Annotated in this window: 15 protein-coding genes and 7 pseudogenes; 5 read left to right on the top strand and 17 right to left on the bottom strand. The window is 35.1% G+C overall.

All coding sequences use genetic code 11. The annotated features are described in order from the left end of the window. The first annotated feature begins 103 nt into the window (after positions 1-103). Together JCM19034_RS04260 and JCM19034_RS24615 are read left to right on the top strand one after the other, a co-directional pair. Positions 104-727 (top strand): IS3 family transposase, encoded by a 624-nt coding sequence (locus tag JCM19034_RS04260; protein ID WP_156323871.1) that lies wholly within the window; start codon positions 104-106, stop codon positions 725-727. Positions 728-768: 41 nt separating this feature from the next. Next, the gene (locus JCM19034_RS24615) at positions 769-933 is read left to right on the top strand and encodes an IS3 family transposase (protein ID WP_082393727.1); all 165 of its coding nucleotides are present in this window, start codon (positions 769-771) and stop codon (positions 931-933) included. 618 nt (positions 934-1,551) lie between these two features. On the opposite strand, the pseudogene JCM19034_RS04250 reads toward JCM19034_RS24615, so the two are convergent. From JCM19034_RS04250 to JCM19034_RS04225, 6 genes and pseudogenes are all read right to left on the bottom strand, one after another. Further along, positions 1,552-1,784 (bottom strand): annotated as a pseudogene (locus JCM19034_RS04250) (cyclase). Between the two features lie 171 nt (positions 1,785-1,955). Continuing rightward, positions 1,956-2,768 carry a bifunctional 2-polyprenyl-6-hydroxyphenol methylase/3-demethylubiquinol 3-O-methyltransferase UbiG gene (locus JCM19034_RS04245; RefSeq protein ID WP_062047585.1) on the bottom strand — a complete coding sequence of 271 codons (813 nt, stop codon included), beginning with the start codon at positions 2,766-2,768 and terminating at the stop codon, positions 1,956-1,958. Positions 2,769-2,910: 142 nt separating this feature from the next. Next, positions 2,911-3,687, bottom strand: coding sequence for a hypothetical protein (locus JCM19034_RS04240; protein WP_062047583.1), 777 nt, complete (start codon positions 3,685-3,687; stop codon positions 2,911-2,913). A 129-nt stretch (positions 3,688-3,816) separates the two neighbouring features. Further along, positions 3,817-4,291, bottom strand: a pseudogene (locus JCM19034_RS04235) (8-oxo-dGTP diphosphatase). 229 nt (positions 4,292-4,520) lie between these two features. Further along, positions 4,521-5,456 carry a phosphotransferase gene (locus JCM19034_RS04230; RefSeq protein ID WP_062047580.1) on the bottom strand — a complete coding sequence of 312 codons (936 nt, stop codon included), beginning with the start codon at positions 5,454-5,456 and terminating at the stop codon, positions 4,521-4,523. 166 nt (positions 5,457-5,622) lie between these two features. Further along, on the bottom strand, positions 5,623-6,306 hold the full coding sequence (locus JCM19034_RS04225; protein ID WP_062047578.1) for an HAD family hydrolase: 684 nt from the start codon (positions 6,304-6,306) through the stop codon (positions 5,623-5,625). Positions 6,307-6,504: 198 nt separating this feature from the next. Here JCM19034_RS04225 and JCM19034_RS04220 point away from each other — a divergent pair, with 198 nt between their 5' ends. From JCM19034_RS04220 to JCM19034_RS24610, 3 genes and pseudogenes are all read left to right on the top strand, one after another. Continuing rightward, a complete protein-coding gene (locus JCM19034_RS04220; RefSeq protein WP_062047576.1) occupies positions 6,505-7,056 on the top strand; it encodes a sigma-70 family RNA polymerase sigma factor in 552 nt (183 codons plus the stop codon). Further along, complete coding sequence (locus JCM19034_RS04215) at positions 7,053-7,499, top strand: PadR family transcriptional regulator (RefSeq protein ID WP_062047574.1); 447 nt, start codon at positions 7,053-7,055, stop codon at positions 7,497-7,499. Before JCM19034_RS04220 ends, JCM19034_RS04215 begins: the two co-directional genes overlap by 4 nt. Further along, positions 7,496-8,792 (top strand): annotated as a pseudogene (locus tag JCM19034_RS24610) (FtsW/RodA/SpoVE family cell cycle protein). The gene JCM19034_RS04215 and the pseudogene JCM19034_RS24610 overlap by 4 nt, the downstream one beginning before the upstream one ends. Positions 8,793-9,572: 780 nt before the next feature. Here JCM19034_RS24610 and JCM19034_RS21535 read toward each other — a convergent pair. The 11 genes and pseudogenes from JCM19034_RS21535 to JCM19034_RS22810 form a co-directional block, all read right to left on the bottom strand. Beyond that, positions 9,573-9,668 (bottom strand): annotated as a pseudogene (locus JCM19034_RS21535) (nucleosidase); the annotation flags it as partial. 435 nt (positions 9,669-10,103) lie between these two features. Further along, positions 10,104-10,592, bottom strand: coding sequence for an NUDIX hydrolase (locus JCM19034_RS04200; protein WP_062047568.1), 489 nt, complete (start codon positions 10,590-10,592; stop codon positions 10,104-10,106). A gap of 42 nt (positions 10,593-10,634) precedes the next feature. Next, positions 10,635-11,214, bottom strand: a pseudogene (locus tag JCM19034_RS04195) (insertion element protein); the annotation flags it as partial. Positions 11,215-11,344: 130 nt separating this feature from the next. After that, positions 11,345-11,494 carry a hypothetical protein gene (locus JCM19034_RS21530; RefSeq protein ID WP_156323868.1) on the bottom strand — a complete coding sequence of 50 codons (150 nt, stop codon included), beginning with the start codon at positions 11,492-11,494 and terminating at the stop codon, positions 11,345-11,347. After that, positions 11,479-11,709: a hypothetical protein gene (locus JCM19034_RS04190; RefSeq protein WP_062047565.1), complete on the bottom strand. Its 231-nt coding sequence runs from the start codon at positions 11,707-11,709 to the stop codon at positions 11,479-11,481. The genes JCM19034_RS21530 and JCM19034_RS04190 overlap by 16 nt, the downstream gene beginning before the upstream one ends. A gap of 28 nt (positions 11,710-11,737) precedes the next feature. Next, a pseudogene (locus JCM19034_RS04185) lies at positions 11,738-12,425 on the bottom strand (response regulator transcription factor). Beyond that, positions 12,403-13,341, bottom strand: coding sequence for a cell wall metabolism sensor histidine kinase WalK (locus JCM19034_RS04180; RefSeq protein WP_062047563.1), 939 nt, complete (start codon positions 13,339-13,341; stop codon positions 12,403-12,405). The pseudogene JCM19034_RS04185 and the gene JCM19034_RS04180 overlap by 23 nt, the downstream one beginning before the upstream one ends. 23 nt (positions 13,342-13,364) lie before the next feature. Then, positions 13,365-13,889: a hypothetical protein gene (locus JCM19034_RS04175; RefSeq protein WP_062047561.1), complete on the bottom strand. Its 525-nt coding sequence runs from the start codon at positions 13,887-13,889 to the stop codon at positions 13,365-13,367. 47 nt (positions 13,890-13,936) lie between these two features. Next, positions 13,937-16,119: pseudogene (locus tag JCM19034_RS04165) on the bottom strand (MMPL family transporter). Between the two features lie 505 nt (positions 16,120-16,624). Next, positions 16,625-17,188 (bottom strand): metallophosphoesterase, encoded by a 564-nt coding sequence (locus JCM19034_RS04160; RefSeq protein ID WP_231686803.1) that lies wholly within the window; start codon positions 17,186-17,188, stop codon positions 16,625-16,627. 563 nt (positions 17,189-17,751) lie between these two features. Then, positions 17,752-18,192: a DinB family protein gene (locus JCM19034_RS22810; RefSeq protein WP_269431664.1), complete on the bottom strand. Its 441-nt coding sequence runs from the start codon at positions 18,190-18,192 to the stop codon at positions 17,752-17,754. Positions 18,193-18,229 lie beyond the last annotated feature (37 nt).

Genomic DNA, 18,229 nt, shown 5'->3' with positions numbered 1-18,229 from the left:
TGTCACTATCACAGTAGTAAGATTTACTTGCATTAAGATTCTTATAGATGTTAGAAATGGAAGTTGATATTTTAAAGCAAGCCGCGCTGATCATGGGACGAAAATAGACGTTATCGAAAAAAATCGAGACCGCTATTCGGTATCAGCAATGTGCGACGTCCTAAAAATCCCTCGTAGTACCTTTTATCATGTAACAGAAGTATCTACTCAAAAGAAGCTAGAAAAGGCCAAAGAAGAACAGGAATTAAATGATAAGATTCTGAAGATCTTTAACGAAAACCGCAAAGTATATGGAACACGTAAAATAAAAAAAGAACTTTTAAAAGCAGGTCACACCGTTTCTAGACGCCGTATAGGAAGATTGATGGGTGAGCTTGGAATTCCATCGAAGTATGCACAACCTTCGTACAAACCAATGAAATCCCAACCTAATGAGGAGTCTGTTCGTAACGTATTAGACCAGGAATTCCAAGTAGCTGAAGAGATGTCTGTATTGGTCAGTGATCTAACGTACGTGAAAGTAGGTCAGCATTGGAACTACGTCTGTTTTCTAATTGATTTATATAATAGAGAAATAGTTGGTCACAGTGTTGGAAAACGCAAAGACGCAGCTCTAGTTCAACGTGTCTTCGCAACGGTTAATCGGTCATTAAAGAATGTGAAACTATTCCATACAGATCGCGGATCTGAGTTTAAGAATGTTGGTATTGATGACATTATTAAGTGAATTTGAGATTGAGCGCTCATTGAGTCAAAAAGGCAACCCTTATGATAACGCAGTGGCAGAAGCGACATTTAAGATTTTGGAAAACGGAACTAATCAATGGAGAGTACTTCCATTCCCTTAACTACCTTGAACTTGAACTTTTTGATTATATCAATTGGTACAATAACATCCGTTCTCACAGTGCCCTTGGGTACAAAGTCCGGTGAGTTATAGAAAATTAGCCCTTAAAAATATTGTTTGATTTTGACATACCACCACAACAACAGAGGTTGATTTTGTTGCACTAACGCACCCGTTACTTTAAGTACACTTCTTCACAAACTTTATTAGCGAAAGGCACGTTCTTCTTTTAGCTACTAAATAACTTTCATCGATTGTAAATATTTTTCAATTTCAAGTTTCGTTATATGAAAATACTCGTTCTGATGTCTACCATAGTTAAAAAAACCATGCTCCATACCTTCAAATGTTTTTAAGGTTATATCATTTCCTTCTTGTTTCATAATTTTAATAAAATTATTATTTTGTTCATAAAGATCGTCACCTGTCAAAATCTTTTTCTATTGGTTGTCGTAAAAACACTTTATTCCCTTTAATAAGTGGAGACTTATTCATTTTTCCCCCTCCAAAGATTAGATTTTTTATTCTATTCGCTCTTTCTAAACAATAAACCTTCTTAAACCAAACTGTCCCGTTAGCACAATAAGCGATAGTTGAACAAGAAAAGCCACCTTATTGGGCAGCTTAATCTTAAATCCTTTAAAAAAGTTCATCTTTCCAGTTCGAAAAGGAACATTTGATTCTCTCTTATATTTTGCTTGAGGTTATTGCTCAGACTTCTCATCAGCAGGTCTTCGTTTATGTTTTTCATTAATTATTTTTTGTTAAGTATTCTAACTTCACCAACCATAAGCAACCTCATATCCTCTACGATATACTTAGCTAACTCTTCGTCAGTAATGTCCTCTCCCTCAATATCAAGACGAAATTCCTGCCCTTGTATTCCGCCTCCATTCGTAAACTCGATTTCAAAGTCGAATTGAACTCTTTTATCCATTTTGTATCCACCTTATGTTAGTTTTGGGTTGATCATTATATACATATTGTAGTTGAATGAAACAATAACCTTCCTGAACTAAACTGCTTCGTTACTTCAATAAGCGAAGGAACTGTCTTTACGACAACTCCTTCTTTCGTTTAAGCACACGTTAGTTGAAGAACATATGAATTAACCTTTTTTCCTTCCAATGTAAAGTAAGTGAGAGGATATTCCAAGGATATAGGGGTCATTTGCCTTTTCAATAAGCAATTTTATTATTTTTTCAAATTCTTGTTCCCCTTTGTCTTTCCAGTAATTCCAATTATCATTATTTAAAATAGCACCTACATTTGAACCTATTAATTCTAGCACTTCAAATCCTTGTGCTTCCATAAATGGTTCAATTTCAACAATATTAAAGTAATAGGCACCGGTAAAACGTCCCTCATCCTGATGATTAAAACATCCAGTATGAGAAAATTGTTTGATATTATCCATATTATCATTTGGTTTCCAATTTTCGGGATATAAAAGTGAAGTCAAGATATGTCTGATTCTAGGCATAAACGCAACAAAAACAATTCCATTCTTTTTCATAACTCTATGTAACTCTTTTACAGCTTTAATACGGTCAATTTCTTCCTGCAAATGATACATAGGACCAAGCATTAATGAAGCATCAAACTGTGCATCATTAATCATATTAAGTTCTCTAGCATCAGCAGCAAAAAAACCGTTAAATTGTCCCACCAAACCAAGTTCTTGTGCTCTACTTTCAGCTATTTCAACAAGTCTTGGTGTTAAATCAGTCAGTGTTACCTTATATCCTTCTTTAGCCAGTTCCATAGAATATTTACCTGGTCCTGCACCATTATCCAAGATATATCCCGTTTTAGGTAAGTGTTTTTTTATAAAGTGCCAATTTATTTGGAATTCAATAGGTTCTCTATCAAGTCGTCCCCATTCATCAAATTTATTGTAATAATCAATGATTTTACTCACAAACCCACCTACATTCTAATAATTTTACTAATAATTCTAGGAAAAGTAATATAATTCCTTCTTGAACTGACCTGCCCGTTACTTGAACAAGAGAAAGGCGTAACCTTTATTAAACTATCGCACCCTTTAGTTTGAGATTCACTTAGTTCCAATCAGGCTCAGTCTTCCCTTCCTTCCACCACTTCACCTGAAACTGTCCTTGATTTCCATTAATAGCTCTAACAACAATATATTTTGTCGTTGCCTTCTTAAATTCCACGCTTAATACATCATTACTTTCTTCATTCATCCCTACATGATCACCATTTTCATCATAAAGAGATATGCCATAACTATTTCCATTGCTAAAATGATGTTCTTCGTCAAAGTAAATTTGTTCACCTTGCTGTCCATGAATGGGTATCAAATGCTCTCCATTAAAATATTCGTATTCAACCTCTACAAATTTATCTCCTGTCACTTCATTCCAACCGACTTTACTTGTATGATCAAAGGGAATCATCACAAAACAAACAAGTGGTACAACGAATACAATCCAGCTATACCATTTTAATGGTTTTAATTTTTCTTTACCAAGTAAAAAAAGGAGAGAGAAAAAAGCACCTACTGTTCCAGCAATCAATACGTATTCGATTGGCATCAAAATCAAAAAAATGAGATATCCGAACAAAATATAAAGCAATATTTGTTTAATAGAAGAAAAATTAGGAATGAATTTTCCAATAAAATCTATGATAATGGAACTAATTAATCCGTAACCAAAAAATAAAGCCCAAATCGCTGGTGTTGTAATCAAGTTGTGGAATTCAAACAAATTAAACCCACTACTACTAATCATTATTATAAAAAAGATTGATATTGAAAAGCTCGCCCCTATTAAATTCTCTAATATGCGACTAATAACTAAATGTTTTCCCATGTACCTCAACTCCAACAAAAGAATTCTAACTGAACACTATCCTTCTCCGTTACTTCAATAAAGAAAAGAGCTGCCGATCCGTCTTTATCTTCAACTCTAACACTCTGTTAGTTCCACAACGTTTTTAGTTTATGTTTTCTTTATAGTCACTTTTCCCTCTTTTATTTTCTGCTTGATTCCATTCAACTTGAATTTCAAATGTTCCATCTTCAAAAAATAAAGGGAATCTTCTTCTGATTGAATCCTGCATTGGTAAGTCATATGCCTCTTTTATATTTACCCAAACTGCCTTTCCTTCCGGTGAATCTTTAAGTACTTCTCCTCTGAAATCTTTTGTTATGTAATTAAAAATCATATATCTATCCATAGCAACTGGATTTACATATTCATAAAGACCTTTATAAATTAGGTTGCTTACTTCTAATCCAGTTTCTTCTCTTACCTCTCTAATTGCACTTTCTACTATACTTTCCGGAAATTCAACTTTGCCCCCAGGCGGAATAAATCCTTTGAAATTGTCGTGTTGCCTGTCAAGTAGTAAAACCTTGTCTTCATTTTGAATCATGCAAACAGTCCACATTTTGTAATTTACAGAATTATGCATTGGTTCCCCCGTATTTTTATCCTTTATTACCTAACTCTTCTTGCACTAACGATAATTGAACAATCACTTCACTATTTTAACATTAATTCCCTTTTTTGTTTGGTGGTTTTTGTATCCTTTTGAATAAACTATTAAACAATGGGGCGTCAATCGATGTCATTCAGAGTTTACTCGGTCATGAAAAAACGGAGACACACGCATTTATGCACAGTTAAGATTCACAAATTCGCTATTTGTCATAGCTTATGTCAAGAAAAATATTCTCTAAGTCATTCCAGTTATCAGCAACCCAAATGTTCTCCTCAACAAATCTTTTTAGTGGGGTTGAGGTCTCTTCTTTTTCTACTCTTAACCATGATGCTTCTTTCCACCAAGTTAATTTTATTGAACGGACTAATTTTTGATTGCAAAGTTTTTGATATTCTCTGTAACCTTCAACAAAGGCAGACACTTTACCAAGATGAATCTCACCGTTATTTATACAACCAGATAATAAGGGTCTTGAAATGTCGAACTCAGGGTAAACATAGTGCATTCTATCAAAATCAAGAATTGCGGATACACTATTTGTATTGAATAAAATATTGTCTACAAATAAATCCCAATGTGTCCAACCTGTTTCACATTCCGAGAAAATATCTATATTATTTCTCTCTAATATTTTTCTTTGATTTTCGAGATTAGTAAGTAGTTTATTACAATTTAAATCAGCCGCTTCGTCCCATCTTTTACTCCAGTTCTCAAGCATTCTTTCCTTCGACTGAACATCCCAGTGAAGTCGAGGGTGATCTGTACTGCTAAAATTTAGCACCGTATGCATTTGTCCAATGACCCTACCTAAACTATACATTTGATCTTGGGTTACTTTTCCTGCCTTTATGTTCTTTCCATCACATAATCCCATTAATACAAAACGCTCACCATATATAGTTTTTATTACATAATTTCCTTTATATGAGTAAAGCTGAGGGCAAGGGATACCCTCATTAAATAGATTGGATTGATGACTTAGGGAATTTTCTAATCCTTGAATCATATGATCAGGATATCGAATTTTATTATATTGCTTTACAAACAAATCACCTACATTAGTCTTTAACTTCCACTTCATATTTCTATAACCTAACTCAATTTGTTGTGATTCTATAATACTAAAACCAAACAAACTAGTAATTGTCTCAAAATATCTTCCCTAATGTCTTTAACTGAAACACATCTATTCATTAGCATATCTTCCCCTTTGACAAGTCAGGATAATTCAATAGTCTATACCTTTTTACAGTTCAAGAAAACGAGGCACTTCTCGTTCTTGAAGAAACGCTCCCTTTAGTTTAACAAGATTCAACTTTTTGTTCGATTAAATTTTCTATGATTAATGGTAGTTCTGCTAAATCACTAACTGTGAAATCTGCTTGAACATTGCCCCACTGAAAGTCCTTTTTCCAAATTCCTCTCATCCCGACATTTTGAGCGGCTTTTACATCATTTTTAGGATGGTCCCCTACAAATACGCTTTGCTTAGGTGATACATTTATTTGTTCTAAGGCTCTTTTAAATATTTTGGGGTCAGGTTTTTTTATTCCTTCCCATTCAGAAACCAATATCACATCAAAATGCTCTTCAATTCCTAAAGCTTTAATATTATCCATTTGGAATTGTCCATACCCATTTGTAATCATTCCTAATAGAAAATTTCTACTCTTTAATTCTTCCAACATCTGAATTAGCTTATCAAAAGGAACACAGTTATACTTATACTCACTTATGTAATCTTGAAGCAATCCTCCCCAAGTTATGCCAGAAATATGAAATTCTTGAGTTAATTGTTGATATACTTTGTCTTTCCAAACATATCCACGCTTGTCGAGTTCAATAAATCTTGAAATATATTTCTCTTTTTTGATATGACCTACCCATTTATTTAATCGCTCGTATTGATTATCTATGAATCTCTTTACTGACTCATCTCGATTTAACAAAGTTCCATCTAAATCAAATAAGACCGCCTTTATCATTTTCCCAACTCCCCAAATAAGTAGTTGAACTACATGCTAGAATTATCAAAAACCTTTTTTATAAATCTTATAACCAGTTATCACGCCTATTATTGATGTCTACAGGATAGTGGGTTTTACTCCTAAAAAATTTTTTCTGCTTTTCCAAACCACTATGGATTCGGTTCCGTCTAAAATGTAGGAAGAGGTGATACATGAATGAACGAAATCGAGCAAGATGCGATTGTTGCACCAACGATAAATGAACGTGAACAAATGCTAGATCATTTAATGGACGAGTATAGTGATGCGATTGTGCACCTCGTTTTTACATATGTGAAGGACCATGCAACTGCCGAGGATTTAACGCAAGACATTTTCATTAAATGCTATCAGAAGCTAGATCAATTCAATAATCATTCATCCTTGAAGACGTGGGTATACCGTGTTGCCATAAATCATTGTAAGGATTACATACGCAGCTGGCACTACCGGAAAATCAGTTTAACAGACATGGTGTTCGACATCATCCCATCAAAATCAAGACAAGTTGAAGAAGAAATTGTCAAGAATAGCGAAGAGCAAGAATTAGCTGATAGCGTGATCTCTCTCCCCATTCCGTACAGGGAAGTCGTATTTTTACATTATTACGAAGAGCTTACATTAGCAGAGATTAGCAAGATGACAGGGGTTAATGTGAATACATTAAAAACAAGATTAAAGCGCGCAAAAGAATTATTAAAAGAACGAATGAAGGAGGATTTGCGATGAATGATCCTTTCAGTAAGCTAAAAGAGTCCATGAAGAAAACTGTTTTCAACGATTTCTCATTTTCAGAGGATCGAAAAAAGACCGTGAAAGACGCGATTCATAATCAACGTTCCAAGCGACAGCTACATATGTGGAGCGAACAAACTGTGTACCATGTCTTGGCATCTCTTCAACAAGAAAGACGAAATGGCTTTGATATTTCCACGTATCTCTTTCAACTGAATGATGATTGCTTTAAAAACAAAGAAGGTCAGCTCTATTCCCTTCTTCACCTCCTTGAATCAAGGGGTGTTCTTTCATCCACATGGGTTGAGGAAGAGGGTAGACAAACGAAATATTATTCGCTCACAAACAAAGGTAGCAAAATTCTAGCAGCACAAAAGCTAGAATCCAGTCTTACACGAACATCTCTTAAGCATCTAATAGAGGAGGCTTCATTATGAGTCGGTCCAATTTCAACTCATTTCTAGACAAAGTGATTTCAAGAGTAAAATCAAAAGAAGCTCATGGAATGATTATAAAAGAACTGACCCACCATCTCGAGGAGCTTAGTCAAACATTTCAAAAGGATGAAATAAACAGAGAGGAAGCGGAAAAGAAAGCGGTAGAAGCTATGGGGAATCCTTTCACGATTGGGGATGATCTGAATAAGATTCATAAGCCTAGGATGGATTGGGTAATTATCACAATTTTTTTCATGCTTGTGGGGGCTAGCTTTTTAGCACTAATTGGAGGGGTATGGGAGTCCAATGCCTATTTCCATTTAGTTAACCGTCAAGCGCTTTTAATCGTGTTTGCCATGCTCATTCTTCTCAGTTTTCTCTTTTTTGATTATCGGAAATTACAGAAGCTATGGATTTACTTTTATGGCAGTGCATTTCTGTTTCTGCTTTATACCGTTTTTAATGGAACACTATCAAATGGCAGAATTATAGGGATCGCACTTGGTGAATTTTCTATAAGCGCAAGTCTCACCCTACTCTTATTCTTTCTTGCTTGGGCTGGCCTACTCATGTCCGTAAATAAATTTAGCAGTTGGTGGAAACAGCTTTTTCTCGTTGGACTATATTGGTTACCTGTTTTTATTTATATGATGTTGCCTTCCCTAGAACTGACTATCATTTACTTATTTTCAATCGGTTTCATGATCATGTATTCATCTGTGAAGAAAGCTCTTGCTTTTCGTTTTGCGCTAGTTCATCTAGCAATGGGGATGGTTTTTGTATGGATTTTACTCAATTCCCCCTATCGCTTAAGCCGCTTAACTGGCTTTCTAAATCCTGAGGCCGATTCTTACTACGGGTACATTTACAATATCATTAATAGTGTCTTGTCAGAAGCAGGCTGGTTTGGTCATGGACTATCTAATCAGCTCGGTCAAACTCTTCCAGCTGCACATACTGATTTCGTGTTTCCTTATCTCGTCCACTCTCTTGGTTGGGTATTCGGAATTGGTTTGTGTTGTATCCTTTTTGTTATTTTTTTGGCACCTCGCAACGAACGCCTTTCGGACGAAGGATCCCTATGGACGATTGTTAATTATTGGGGGAGTTGCTATTCTCGCTGTCCCGACGTTCTGGAACATTCTGATGGGATTTGGCTTTGTACCAATCATAGGAATGTCACTGCCTTTTATTAGCTATGGGGGAAGTATGCTATTTCTTTATTCAACCGTGCTAGGACTAATTTTAAGTGTCTACCGAAGAAAAGACATCGTTGAACCTACCATAAGCTAAAGAAGCCCCTGTTCCTCATCATTATAGAGGATCAAGGGCTTCTTTTTTCTAGACTGGGCAGTTCGTATATTCGTCTAATAATATGCTGTATGCTCCAATAGTGGAATAAGCGTTTCTACTTGTTCCAGAAAAGCTTCCATTTAGTTGAAGAAGCAATTCTAAGGTGTTCATAATTCAAGGAGTTGTTGACCCAAATATTCAATGCTTCTTTTCAGCTATCGAAGCTCTCTGTAAAGAATTAGGTTGATTTACTCTTCTTTTCATTGCATTTTATTATTTACCATATTATCACATTTGATTTTGATCAAATCAATACAAATTTTTGAATATTTGATTAATTATCACTTATCATTGAGCAATCTCTTAATCATTTCTTAATGAAATATCAGTTTCTTTAGTTTAACATTAAATTCATTTTTATTAACAAAGAAAATGCATCTTTTGTTGAAGAAAAAGAAGTGCGTAGTATTTTCAGTTTCATATCCAGTAACCCAAATAAACTCATTCTTACCAAGTTGATTTGCGAAACTTTCAATGCCACTTTTCAGGTCTTCCAAGTGTCCATTGTCCAAATAAATATCCATATCAACATTACAATCACTACCATACAAGGAATAAATCGCTCTTTTCTTAAAATATAATGTATTTAACTTCAGTTTTTAAGAACACTAACCTCCCTCTATATAGAAAGGTAAATCTCTCGATTTCTCGTTTTTTTTCTCATGACTTCATACCTATCCATTTTTAGTAGACATTGCTAGAATGGTGTAAAGTTGTATGAAAATAAGCATCCGTTTGTTCTCTTACCTCAATGGAATGATTCGATAACAAAGTCTCCCATACTTTTAGTAAAGGAACGCCCATAATTTCACGGTATCAATTACAATTCTTTTAAAAATAAATAAAAGGGGATCGACATTTGCATTTTATCTGGCCAATTGGAATGATAGTCCTAATTCCCTTTTAAAAATACCCAATTTCTGTAAATATAAAACCTTTAAAACATTATATAAGCTTAATATAAACTTTATTTTTTATTCCCTAAAAAGAGTGACACAACACTATTAATTATAAGGCACTGTAATCATGATTCGAAATCTAAACCCACGAAAAAAAGGAGAGGGAAACAATTAAGTAGTTCAGATAATGTGGAGAAAACCAAAAAAATCGGTCTAATTCACTTATCAATTTTGCAGAATTTCACAATCAAAATAGCACGATATTTAGCACATAAAAACGCTTGGATTTATCTCCAAGGTTTTTATGATTTGTTTAAAATGTCTTCTTCAAGTGAGAGCTGCAAAATCCCATTTATTTTAAGACTTTCCAATCATTAAATATTTGAGCATCAATACCTAAATTGTTTGTTCTTATCCATTCAAATGCTTTTAAAACCAATGGTGAAGCATTGTCCAAAGATACTTCTTTCTCAGATACCCATAATGCCCCAAGCGAGTCTTGTCCATCAAATTGTTCTGGAATACTTAACTTTCCGCCAATGTTTGTAACAGAATAAAATACAGCTATATGATGTATATCAGTGAACTCCTTCCACAACCAAGGAAGTTTGAAATCAACTACACCAATGTTTTCTTCAATGTTAATTTCATAGCCCGTTTCTTCAAAAAATTCCCTTTTCATTGCTTGAGATAGGGTTTCCCCATCTTCTAAACTTCCTCCTGGAAGGTCAAAACGATTAATATAAGGACCACCATTTTTATTTATCACTAAGAGTTTTTCATTTTCTACACAGATACCATATACTCCAAAAGCCCTATGATATTTTTTTATATTAGACATCCAATCTCTCTCCTATCCCTAACTTATTAATTATTAAATAAGTTATCTTAGATAAATAATATCATTCAATTCGAAAAACTTTATCTGTAATGCCTAACCTTTGGGCTGGTGTAAGTTCTTTCCCATCGGCTGTCTTATAAGTTTCGCAAAAATTGTAGAATGTTCTTAATATGGTTAATGCGTATTGAGCATACTTCGGATTGAAGTTGGCGTAAATGTAGCTTTTTCCATCGCCTCTTGCGGTCATTAACGGTCTTTCAAGTATTGATAACCTTCTGCGAATTTGTTGGATAAAACTGTTCGTGGCATTGTCATTCACATACATTACCATTTTTGCAATATCCTTCGGTTCAAGAGAAGATAAATCAGTTGAGCAATCCACTCTATCAAAACCTTTATCCCTTGATGCCAAGGGATGTGTAATCGGATTTTTAGCCCAAACATTATACGATTGTTTGTCTGTTTTAATTTCCATATGAAATTTATGTGTTTCAAAAAATTCCTTTAATGAAAAGTAAGCCAATTTCCGCAAGTTCTTTGTTTCATATCCTCTATGAAAACCCCAGTCCAATAAATCGGATTTTGCATCGTCAAATTCTTCTAAACAACGTTTTCGGCTTTTAGCTAATCACTTGTCTTTAATTTTATATAGTATTAGAGGTGTATCTTTATATTATGTTATTTTGAAATCTAAGTTTGCGGCGTTAGTAAATCCTGTTATCCCAACAGATTAAAGTTATTTGAAAAATGAATTAAAACTCTGGAGAAAAGCCACGCTCCATACAAGCTTCTCTCGGCTTATGCACGACGATTGCCCTTTCAGACACGACTCGATAGTCTATATTTTGGTTGTATAATTCAAAGGAAATCATTCCTGTTGTGCAGTTCAAATGAAAATCCATAATATAACCTCTGCCAATAATTCCTTCATTTGATTGATCAAGAGCAGCAAAGTCAATTGGTTCACCTGTATAATTCTCATAAGGGGTTCATAACCACCACTCGTCTCATCAAAACGACTTATATCTAAATATAAGCCAATAACAATAAGGAAAAACGACACGACACCTATTACCATAAAACCGGTCATTGCTATTTTCTTCAAACGTGTAGCCATTACATTCACCTCGTTTCGTTTTTATAACCTATAAAGTAAACCGATACCCTACACCCCATATCGTTTCGATGTAGTCATGTCCTTGAATGGCGGGCAATTTTATCTCTAATTTTCCCAATGTGGACAGTAACCGTTGCATTGTCACTTAACGCATCCATCCCCCATATCGTTTCAAATAGTTCATCTTTCGTGAAAATACGATCGGGATGTGACGCTAAATACGATAGTAAATCAAATTCTTTTACACGAAAGTGAACTTGTTGTTGATTTACATAAACCTTCCTAGCTGATCGATCAATCACCAATTCCCGAACACGAATTTCATCTTTTGCTGAACTAATTTCATTATTTAAACGACTGTAACGATCTAAATGTGCTTTTACACGTGCGACAAACTCACTCGGGCTAAATGGCTTTTTAATATAGTCATTAGCCCCAATACCTAAACCACGAATCATATCAATTTCTTCCGTTCGGGCGGTAACCATTAAAATGGGAATTTCTTTCACTTTACGAATTTCCCTACAAATGTCAAACCCGCTCATACCTGGGAGCATCAAATCGAGAACGATTAAATCATAATCATTTTTTATTGCATTTGCTAAGCCTGACTCCCCCTCGTGTTCCATAGTTACTTCAAAACCATTCATCTCAAGATAGTCTCGTTGTAGCTCTGCAATGCTCGTTTCATCCTCAATAATTAAGATTTTCGTCATGTGAATCCCCACTTTCTTCCCAAGTATCGAGTATTATAGAAAATGATGTACCAAAACCGTACGTACTCTCGATAGACACGGTTCCGCCATGAGCCTCCATAATTTGTTTCACAATGGCTAAACCAATTCCACTACCTCCACTTTCAGTATTTCTCGAACAATCACCACGATAAAAGCGATCGAAGACAAAAGGTAAATCTTTTTCTTTAATTCCTTTACCATTATCCTTGATTACGATTTGAATGTACTCATTTATCCGTTCTATTGAAATGATAATTTCTTTTCGATCTTTGTCTAAAAACTTCATACTATTAGACACAATATTTCTAAGAGCACGCTCTATTTTATCACGGTCAGCTTTTACAAAAACTTCCTGATCTAATCGATTATCGAGTATCACATCGATCTGCTGCTTTTCAAAGTCTAATTTCATTTCCTCTAGCAATTCTTTAAAAAAACTAACTATTTCTAGTTTTCCAAAATGAAAAACGACACTATTTAAGTCCAGCTTTGAAAATAATTGCAGCTCATCAATTAAGCGATCCATATGAACAGCTTTTGCATGAATCGTTTTGCAATATCTTTCAAGCTTGTCTTGATCGTTAGCAACTCCATCTAATATCCCTTCAACGTAACCCTTTATTGAAGTGATAGGCGTCTTAAGATCATGTGAAATGTTGTTCATTAACTCTTTTCGGTTATTTTCATACTTTGCCTGTTTTTCAACAGATTCCTTTAGTCGTAAACGCATTTCTTCAAAATCGTTACTTAAATCTCCTATCTCATCATTCCTTTTTACCGTTACCGGTTGTTGCAAATCACCGTCTTTAATTCGATTTGTTGCTTTCTGTAACTCTCTTATTGGAGTAATGATATGCTTAGAAACGATTGCTGTTAGTACCCCATTTGCTAGCAAAAATGCAAGCAAGAATAGTATGATTAGGTCGGTACGACTATACGGATAAAAGAGTCAATAGGATCAACGTCAAGCATCAAAATATAAGATCCTTTTTCACCATCAGCAAAATAGAAATCATTCATCGTGTATACCCATGCTCCTGAATCGACCTTTAAGGCTCCCTGCTGGTTTCGTTCTTCATCACTAGGCAATTCGGAAAAAACGTGATCATCGATGAACGCCGATTGATAAATCATTTCTTCATCTTCCCAAACGAGAAGAATTACCTTTCTCTTATCAAGCTGTTCTTTATATTGTGCTAAAAATGAATCATTACGAAATAACTCTGGTTCTTCTTTTGCGTGATTTTGCAAGTTTAAATAGATTGGAAGATCATCATTCATAACTTCAGCAAAGAAAGTCTTTTCGACGTTATAATGATCCTTCATTTCCTCGATATTCCCTACAAATAAATGAAACAACAAATGCAAAAATAAGATAGCTAGAGCAATGGGTAATAAAATCATGCATACATATGAAATGACTAATTTAAATCGTATTGACATCTTTGTCCTCCTTAGATTTCTTACCCATTGCAGGGTGTCCATTTATATTAAGATATTTCTCTATTACTTGTGATCGTACGAGTTCGATTTTTCCTTTTACCTGGAAACCACCAGTTCCAGTCACCTAATAGCTTCATCGTTGCCGGAACTAATAGTAAGCGAACAATTGTCGCATCTAAAGCAATCGCTACTGCCATTCCTAGTCCAAGCTGTTGCATCGGCAAAACACCGGCAAAAGCAAAGGAACCGAAGACAACAACCATAATGAGAGCTGCCCCGGATATCATCGGAGCTGTTTGCTGAAGCCTCGTGCAACACTCTCTTCATTTGAATGGCCATTTTCATATTCTTCTTGAATACGAGAAAGCAAAAATACTTCGTAATCCGTACTTAGACTAAAGAGTAATCCTAATAACAAGATTGGAATAAAACTTTGCAGAAAACCAAAATCTCCAAACCCTAAAATACTAGAACCCCAACCCCACTGGAATACTGCTACTAGTATCCCATATGTTGCACCTAATGACAAAATGTTCATGATAATAGCCTTAAGTGGTAGTAAAATACTTTTGAACGTAATGGTTAAAATAATGAAGATTAACACTAAAGTAAATAGTAAAACTTGTATTAACGCCTGATTTAATGAAGCGGAAGTATCCATTCCTTCGGCCGTTTCACCACCTACATACATTTGCAAGGAAAGCGATGATTCACCGATGATATCTCTAATCTCTTTCACAATTTGTCTATTTGTTTCACTTGATGAGTAATCATTCGTAATTACATCAATAACGGCAACTTCTGCCTCTTCACTCAATGAACGATTTAGCATGAGGGAAACATCTCCTGGAAAATCACCCCTTTGCTCGGATAATGCTAAATGAATCATATCACGATCCATATTTGGAAAATAAGAAAGAATAGAGGAAACTTCATCGACATTTTCAATCGATTTTAGCTGTTTCACCAGTTCTTCAAGATGACGTAAATTCTCTTTTGTAGTTAATGGTTCTTCCTCAGATTGAATAACGACATTTATCGGTGAAGCATAGCCTACTCCAAATTCATCTTGCAAATAGTCAATACCTTGCCGGATTTGTGTATGTTCTGGAAGCATACGTGCATCTGGTGTGGATACTTCAATTTCCAATGCAGGAAATGCGATAATGAGAAAAAAGAAAACAGTACCTACTAAATACAGCACAGGACGTCGCATAATTTTATGTGAAAAGCGATACCAGACCCCTTTTTCCACTTCATTTGGTTTCTTCTTAAAGAAAGGAATTCTCCAAGCATTTATTTTATGACCTAATATCGATAATAGAGCTGGTAACAATGTAAGTGTTGTAACCATTAAAAAGAAAACGACAGTCATAACTCCTAAAGCTATTGAACGAACAGCAGCAATATCAGTAAGAAGAATGGCAGCCATTGAGCCGATAATCGTCACACTTGAGAATAAAATAGCGTGTCCAGCATGTTGAAAGGTATTCGTCAATGCTCCAATAACGTGATTATCTGCATTTTCTAATTCATCTTTAAAACGTTTAACAAAGATTAAAGCAAAATCAATCCCAACACCAATTCCTAACATAAGAGCTGCGTCTAAAATAAATACCGAAAGCTCGATTTGTTCAGCAACAAAGTAAAGTACACCTAAAGAGGAGATAATTGAAAATCCAGCTAAAAGTAATGGCATTGTCGAAGATACGACTGAACGAAACACCAGTAACAAAACAAGTAAAATGATTGGTAGGGCATATAAATGAGCTAACTCCAAGCCTTCTTGACTTAGTTTTGTCGTCTCACCCCAAAATGCTGGTGCACCTAGAATAAATGCTTCATAACCATTAGGTTCGACAAACTCAACTACACGGTCTTGAATATCTGGCAACACCTTTTGAGCAAATCCTTCGTCAATATTCATTCCGATAAACCCAATACTTGTACGCCCATCATCACCTAAAAACTGATCTTGGAGCTCTGCTGATACATCATTCCATGTGTTCACACTGTCGATCGTTTCTTCAGCTGCAAGTAATTCTGAAACAGATTGAAGCATTTCTGTATATTCATCAGAGCCGACTTCATGTTCGTCATGTGTCAAAACAAGCGTTAAAGAGGAGGCTTCACGACCGTCAATATGATCAATCATTAATTCATATGCTTGATTAGAGTCTGACTTTTGGTCAGCCCATCCTCCACCAGTAAGTAAATCACTAATTTGCATCGCAAAAAACGCACAAACCCCAACAAATAAAACCCAAGCACCTACAATCCACCAGCGAAATTGATAGGTTCCTTTTGCATAACTTTCGATTCCTTTTCTCATTTCTCCACACCTTCCATTATTTTTCTCTTCATATTCAGATTAACCGCCAAATCTATCCTTTCATTAAAAAAATCTAATCTTTTTCTAAACTATTTTCTTTATGTCTTTTTAGCTTCTAATACAATTTAGATCAATGAAAGCAACATAGAATGAATCAAAAAAGACAACGTGTATTAGAAATACTTAATACACGTTGTCTTTTTACTTCCCAATTGAGAAACTACTATTTTCCATTTGTTCTTATAACTCTGTACCTTGTATATAGCTAAATTTACGAATTGGGTTATAATGTCGACTTATTCTGAAATGACATCCTTAAAGTGCTGATTCTCTGTTGCCACTATAGCATTTGCTTTCGCCAAATCTCACAAGTCATTTTTTAAATGATCGTTTAATCGTGTTGCTAGTTAATTTCGATTATGCTAAATTGACTCTGATTAAGCAGTCGCAGTGGGACACCCGTAGTACCTAAACCACTATCAATATATAAATACTTTTCTTCACCAAGTAGGTATATTCCTTTATCTAATTTAGGGAACAACCCATCATCAGGTGCAATGACCGCTCCGACAAATGGTAATCGAATTTGTCCCCCATGTGTATGGCCGCTAAGAATCAAATCTGCTGAAACGTTCTCATATTTCTTTGTCACGATTGGGGCGTGAGAAAGTAATATTGTATAAAGGTTTTCATCAATCCCCTCGAATGCTGTTACTAAATTTTCATGGTCTGTCGATGCATCATCAATACCTACTAATTGAATATCAATTCCTCGATATGACAATGTTACATTTTGATTATGCAGAATTGTCACACCACGCTCTGCCAAATCAGCCATAAAACGACTGAAAATACCGTTTTCCCATTCATGGTTACCCGTTACATAGAATACTTGATCATGGATAGCTGTGATTTGATCGACAAGTGTTAAGGCATCGGTCGTGTCTACCGTCTTTCGATCAATCAAATCTCCAGTAAAGACAATTAAATCGGCGTCAGTGTTTGATTTCTTTTAGGAGTTTCTGATTCTGATCTGGAAATACTTTATTATGTACGTCTGTCAGCTGTACAATCCTTAGTTGGAAGTCCTCTGGGAGCTTACTACTCTCGAACTGCACATTATTTATTTTAAAGGTATTGGTTTCGTAATAAATTCTTAACGATAAGGAGCTTATTAGCATCAGACTTAGACCAACTCGAAACCAAGTCCTTTTGTATAAAGGTCTGCCTTGTTTATCAGCCATCTAATTCATTTTCCTTCTTTCCCTAGTTTGTTATGTACAAGCCACCATTATATCTAATGTATCTACGGTCATTTTAGCTTTATCTTCATTTCTACACTATAACTAATTATCGCTAGTTACTAACATTACAACCTGACAAAAGTACGAGAAACAATCCTTCTACGTCCCCTCAATCATTTAAGAGTTACGCTCCTTAAATGATTTGAGGGTCTAAAAACGATAACAGGAGGGTTAAATAGGATCTCTACACAACTTTCATTATAGTCATTAGTTACTAATTTTAAGTTTATTGATTGGTATGATAATCGTTAATGTTTCTTTCAATTTGTGAAACATGTTTATCTAAATGCTCTACCATAAAGTGATCCAGCAATAAAGATAGCCGTTTTGTTCCAAACTTTGGATTTATATGTATTGCTTCGATTAATAAGTCTCCGTCATTTAAGCCAACAAGTGTTTGACGAATAGTCGTTTTAAACGAGCGGATTTTTTCTATCACAACTTCTATTTCCTTTAAATTACTCTCTTCTACTGCTGCCAGTCTTTCTCGATGATTAAGTCCTCGTCCCCATTTAATTTCTGGATTGGCTACGGTCCGTCTTAACTCCTGAAGCCAAAAACGATTGGCTTCCTCGACATGTGATGCAATTTGTAAAATCGACCACTGTTCACTAGAAGGCTTCCATTTGATTACTTTCTCCTCTTGTTCCTGAACTAGAGATACAATTTTATTAATTCGTTCATTAATTTGCGTCGCATACTCT

Source organism: Bacillus sp. JCM 19034 (genome assembly GCF_001310635.1).
Classification (GTDB): domain Bacteria; phylum Bacillota; class Bacilli; order Bacillales; family Bacillaceae_D; genus Halalkalibacter.
The sequence above is the reverse complement of the archived record's forward strand: the minus strand, read 5'-3'. Positions and strand labels throughout refer to the sequence as shown.

What these genes read in the sequence shown, in the direction of transcription:
- JCM19034_RS24615 (WP_082393727.1), top strand. Translation starts at nt 769, where the DNA reads ATGATAACGCAGTGGCAGAAGCGACATTTAAGATTTTGGAAAACGGAA.
- JCM19034_RS04240 (WP_062047583.1), bottom strand. Translation starts at nt 3,687, where the DNA reads ATGGGAAAACATTTAGTTATTAGTCGCATATTAGAGAATTTAATAGGG.
- JCM19034_RS04225 (WP_062047578.1), bottom strand. Translation starts at nt 6,306, where the DNA reads ATGATAAAGGCGGTCTTATTTGATTTAGATGGAACTTTGTTAAATCGA.
- JCM19034_RS04220 (WP_062047576.1), top strand. Translation starts at nt 6,505, where the DNA reads ATGAACGAAATCGAGCAAGATGCGATTGTTGCACCAACGATAAATGAA.
- JCM19034_RS04215 (WP_062047574.1), top strand. Translation starts at nt 7,053, where the DNA reads ATGAATGATCCTTTCAGTAAGCTAAAAGAGTCCATGAAGAAAACTGTT.
- JCM19034_RS04200 (WP_062047568.1), bottom strand. Translation starts at nt 10,592, where the DNA reads ATGTCTAATATAAAAAAATATCATAGGGCTTTTGGAGTATATGGTATC.
- JCM19034_RS21530 (WP_156323868.1), bottom strand. Translation starts at nt 11,494, where the DNA reads ATGGATTTTCATTTGAACTGCACAACAGGAATGATTTCCTTTGAATTA.
- JCM19034_RS04190 (WP_062047565.1), bottom strand. Translation starts at nt 11,709, where the DNA reads ATGGCTACACGTTTGAAGAAAATAGCAATGACCGGTTTTATGGTAATA.
- JCM19034_RS04175 (WP_062047561.1), bottom strand. Translation starts at nt 13,889, where the DNA reads ATGTCAATACGATTTAAATTAGTCATTTCATATGTATGCATGATTTTA.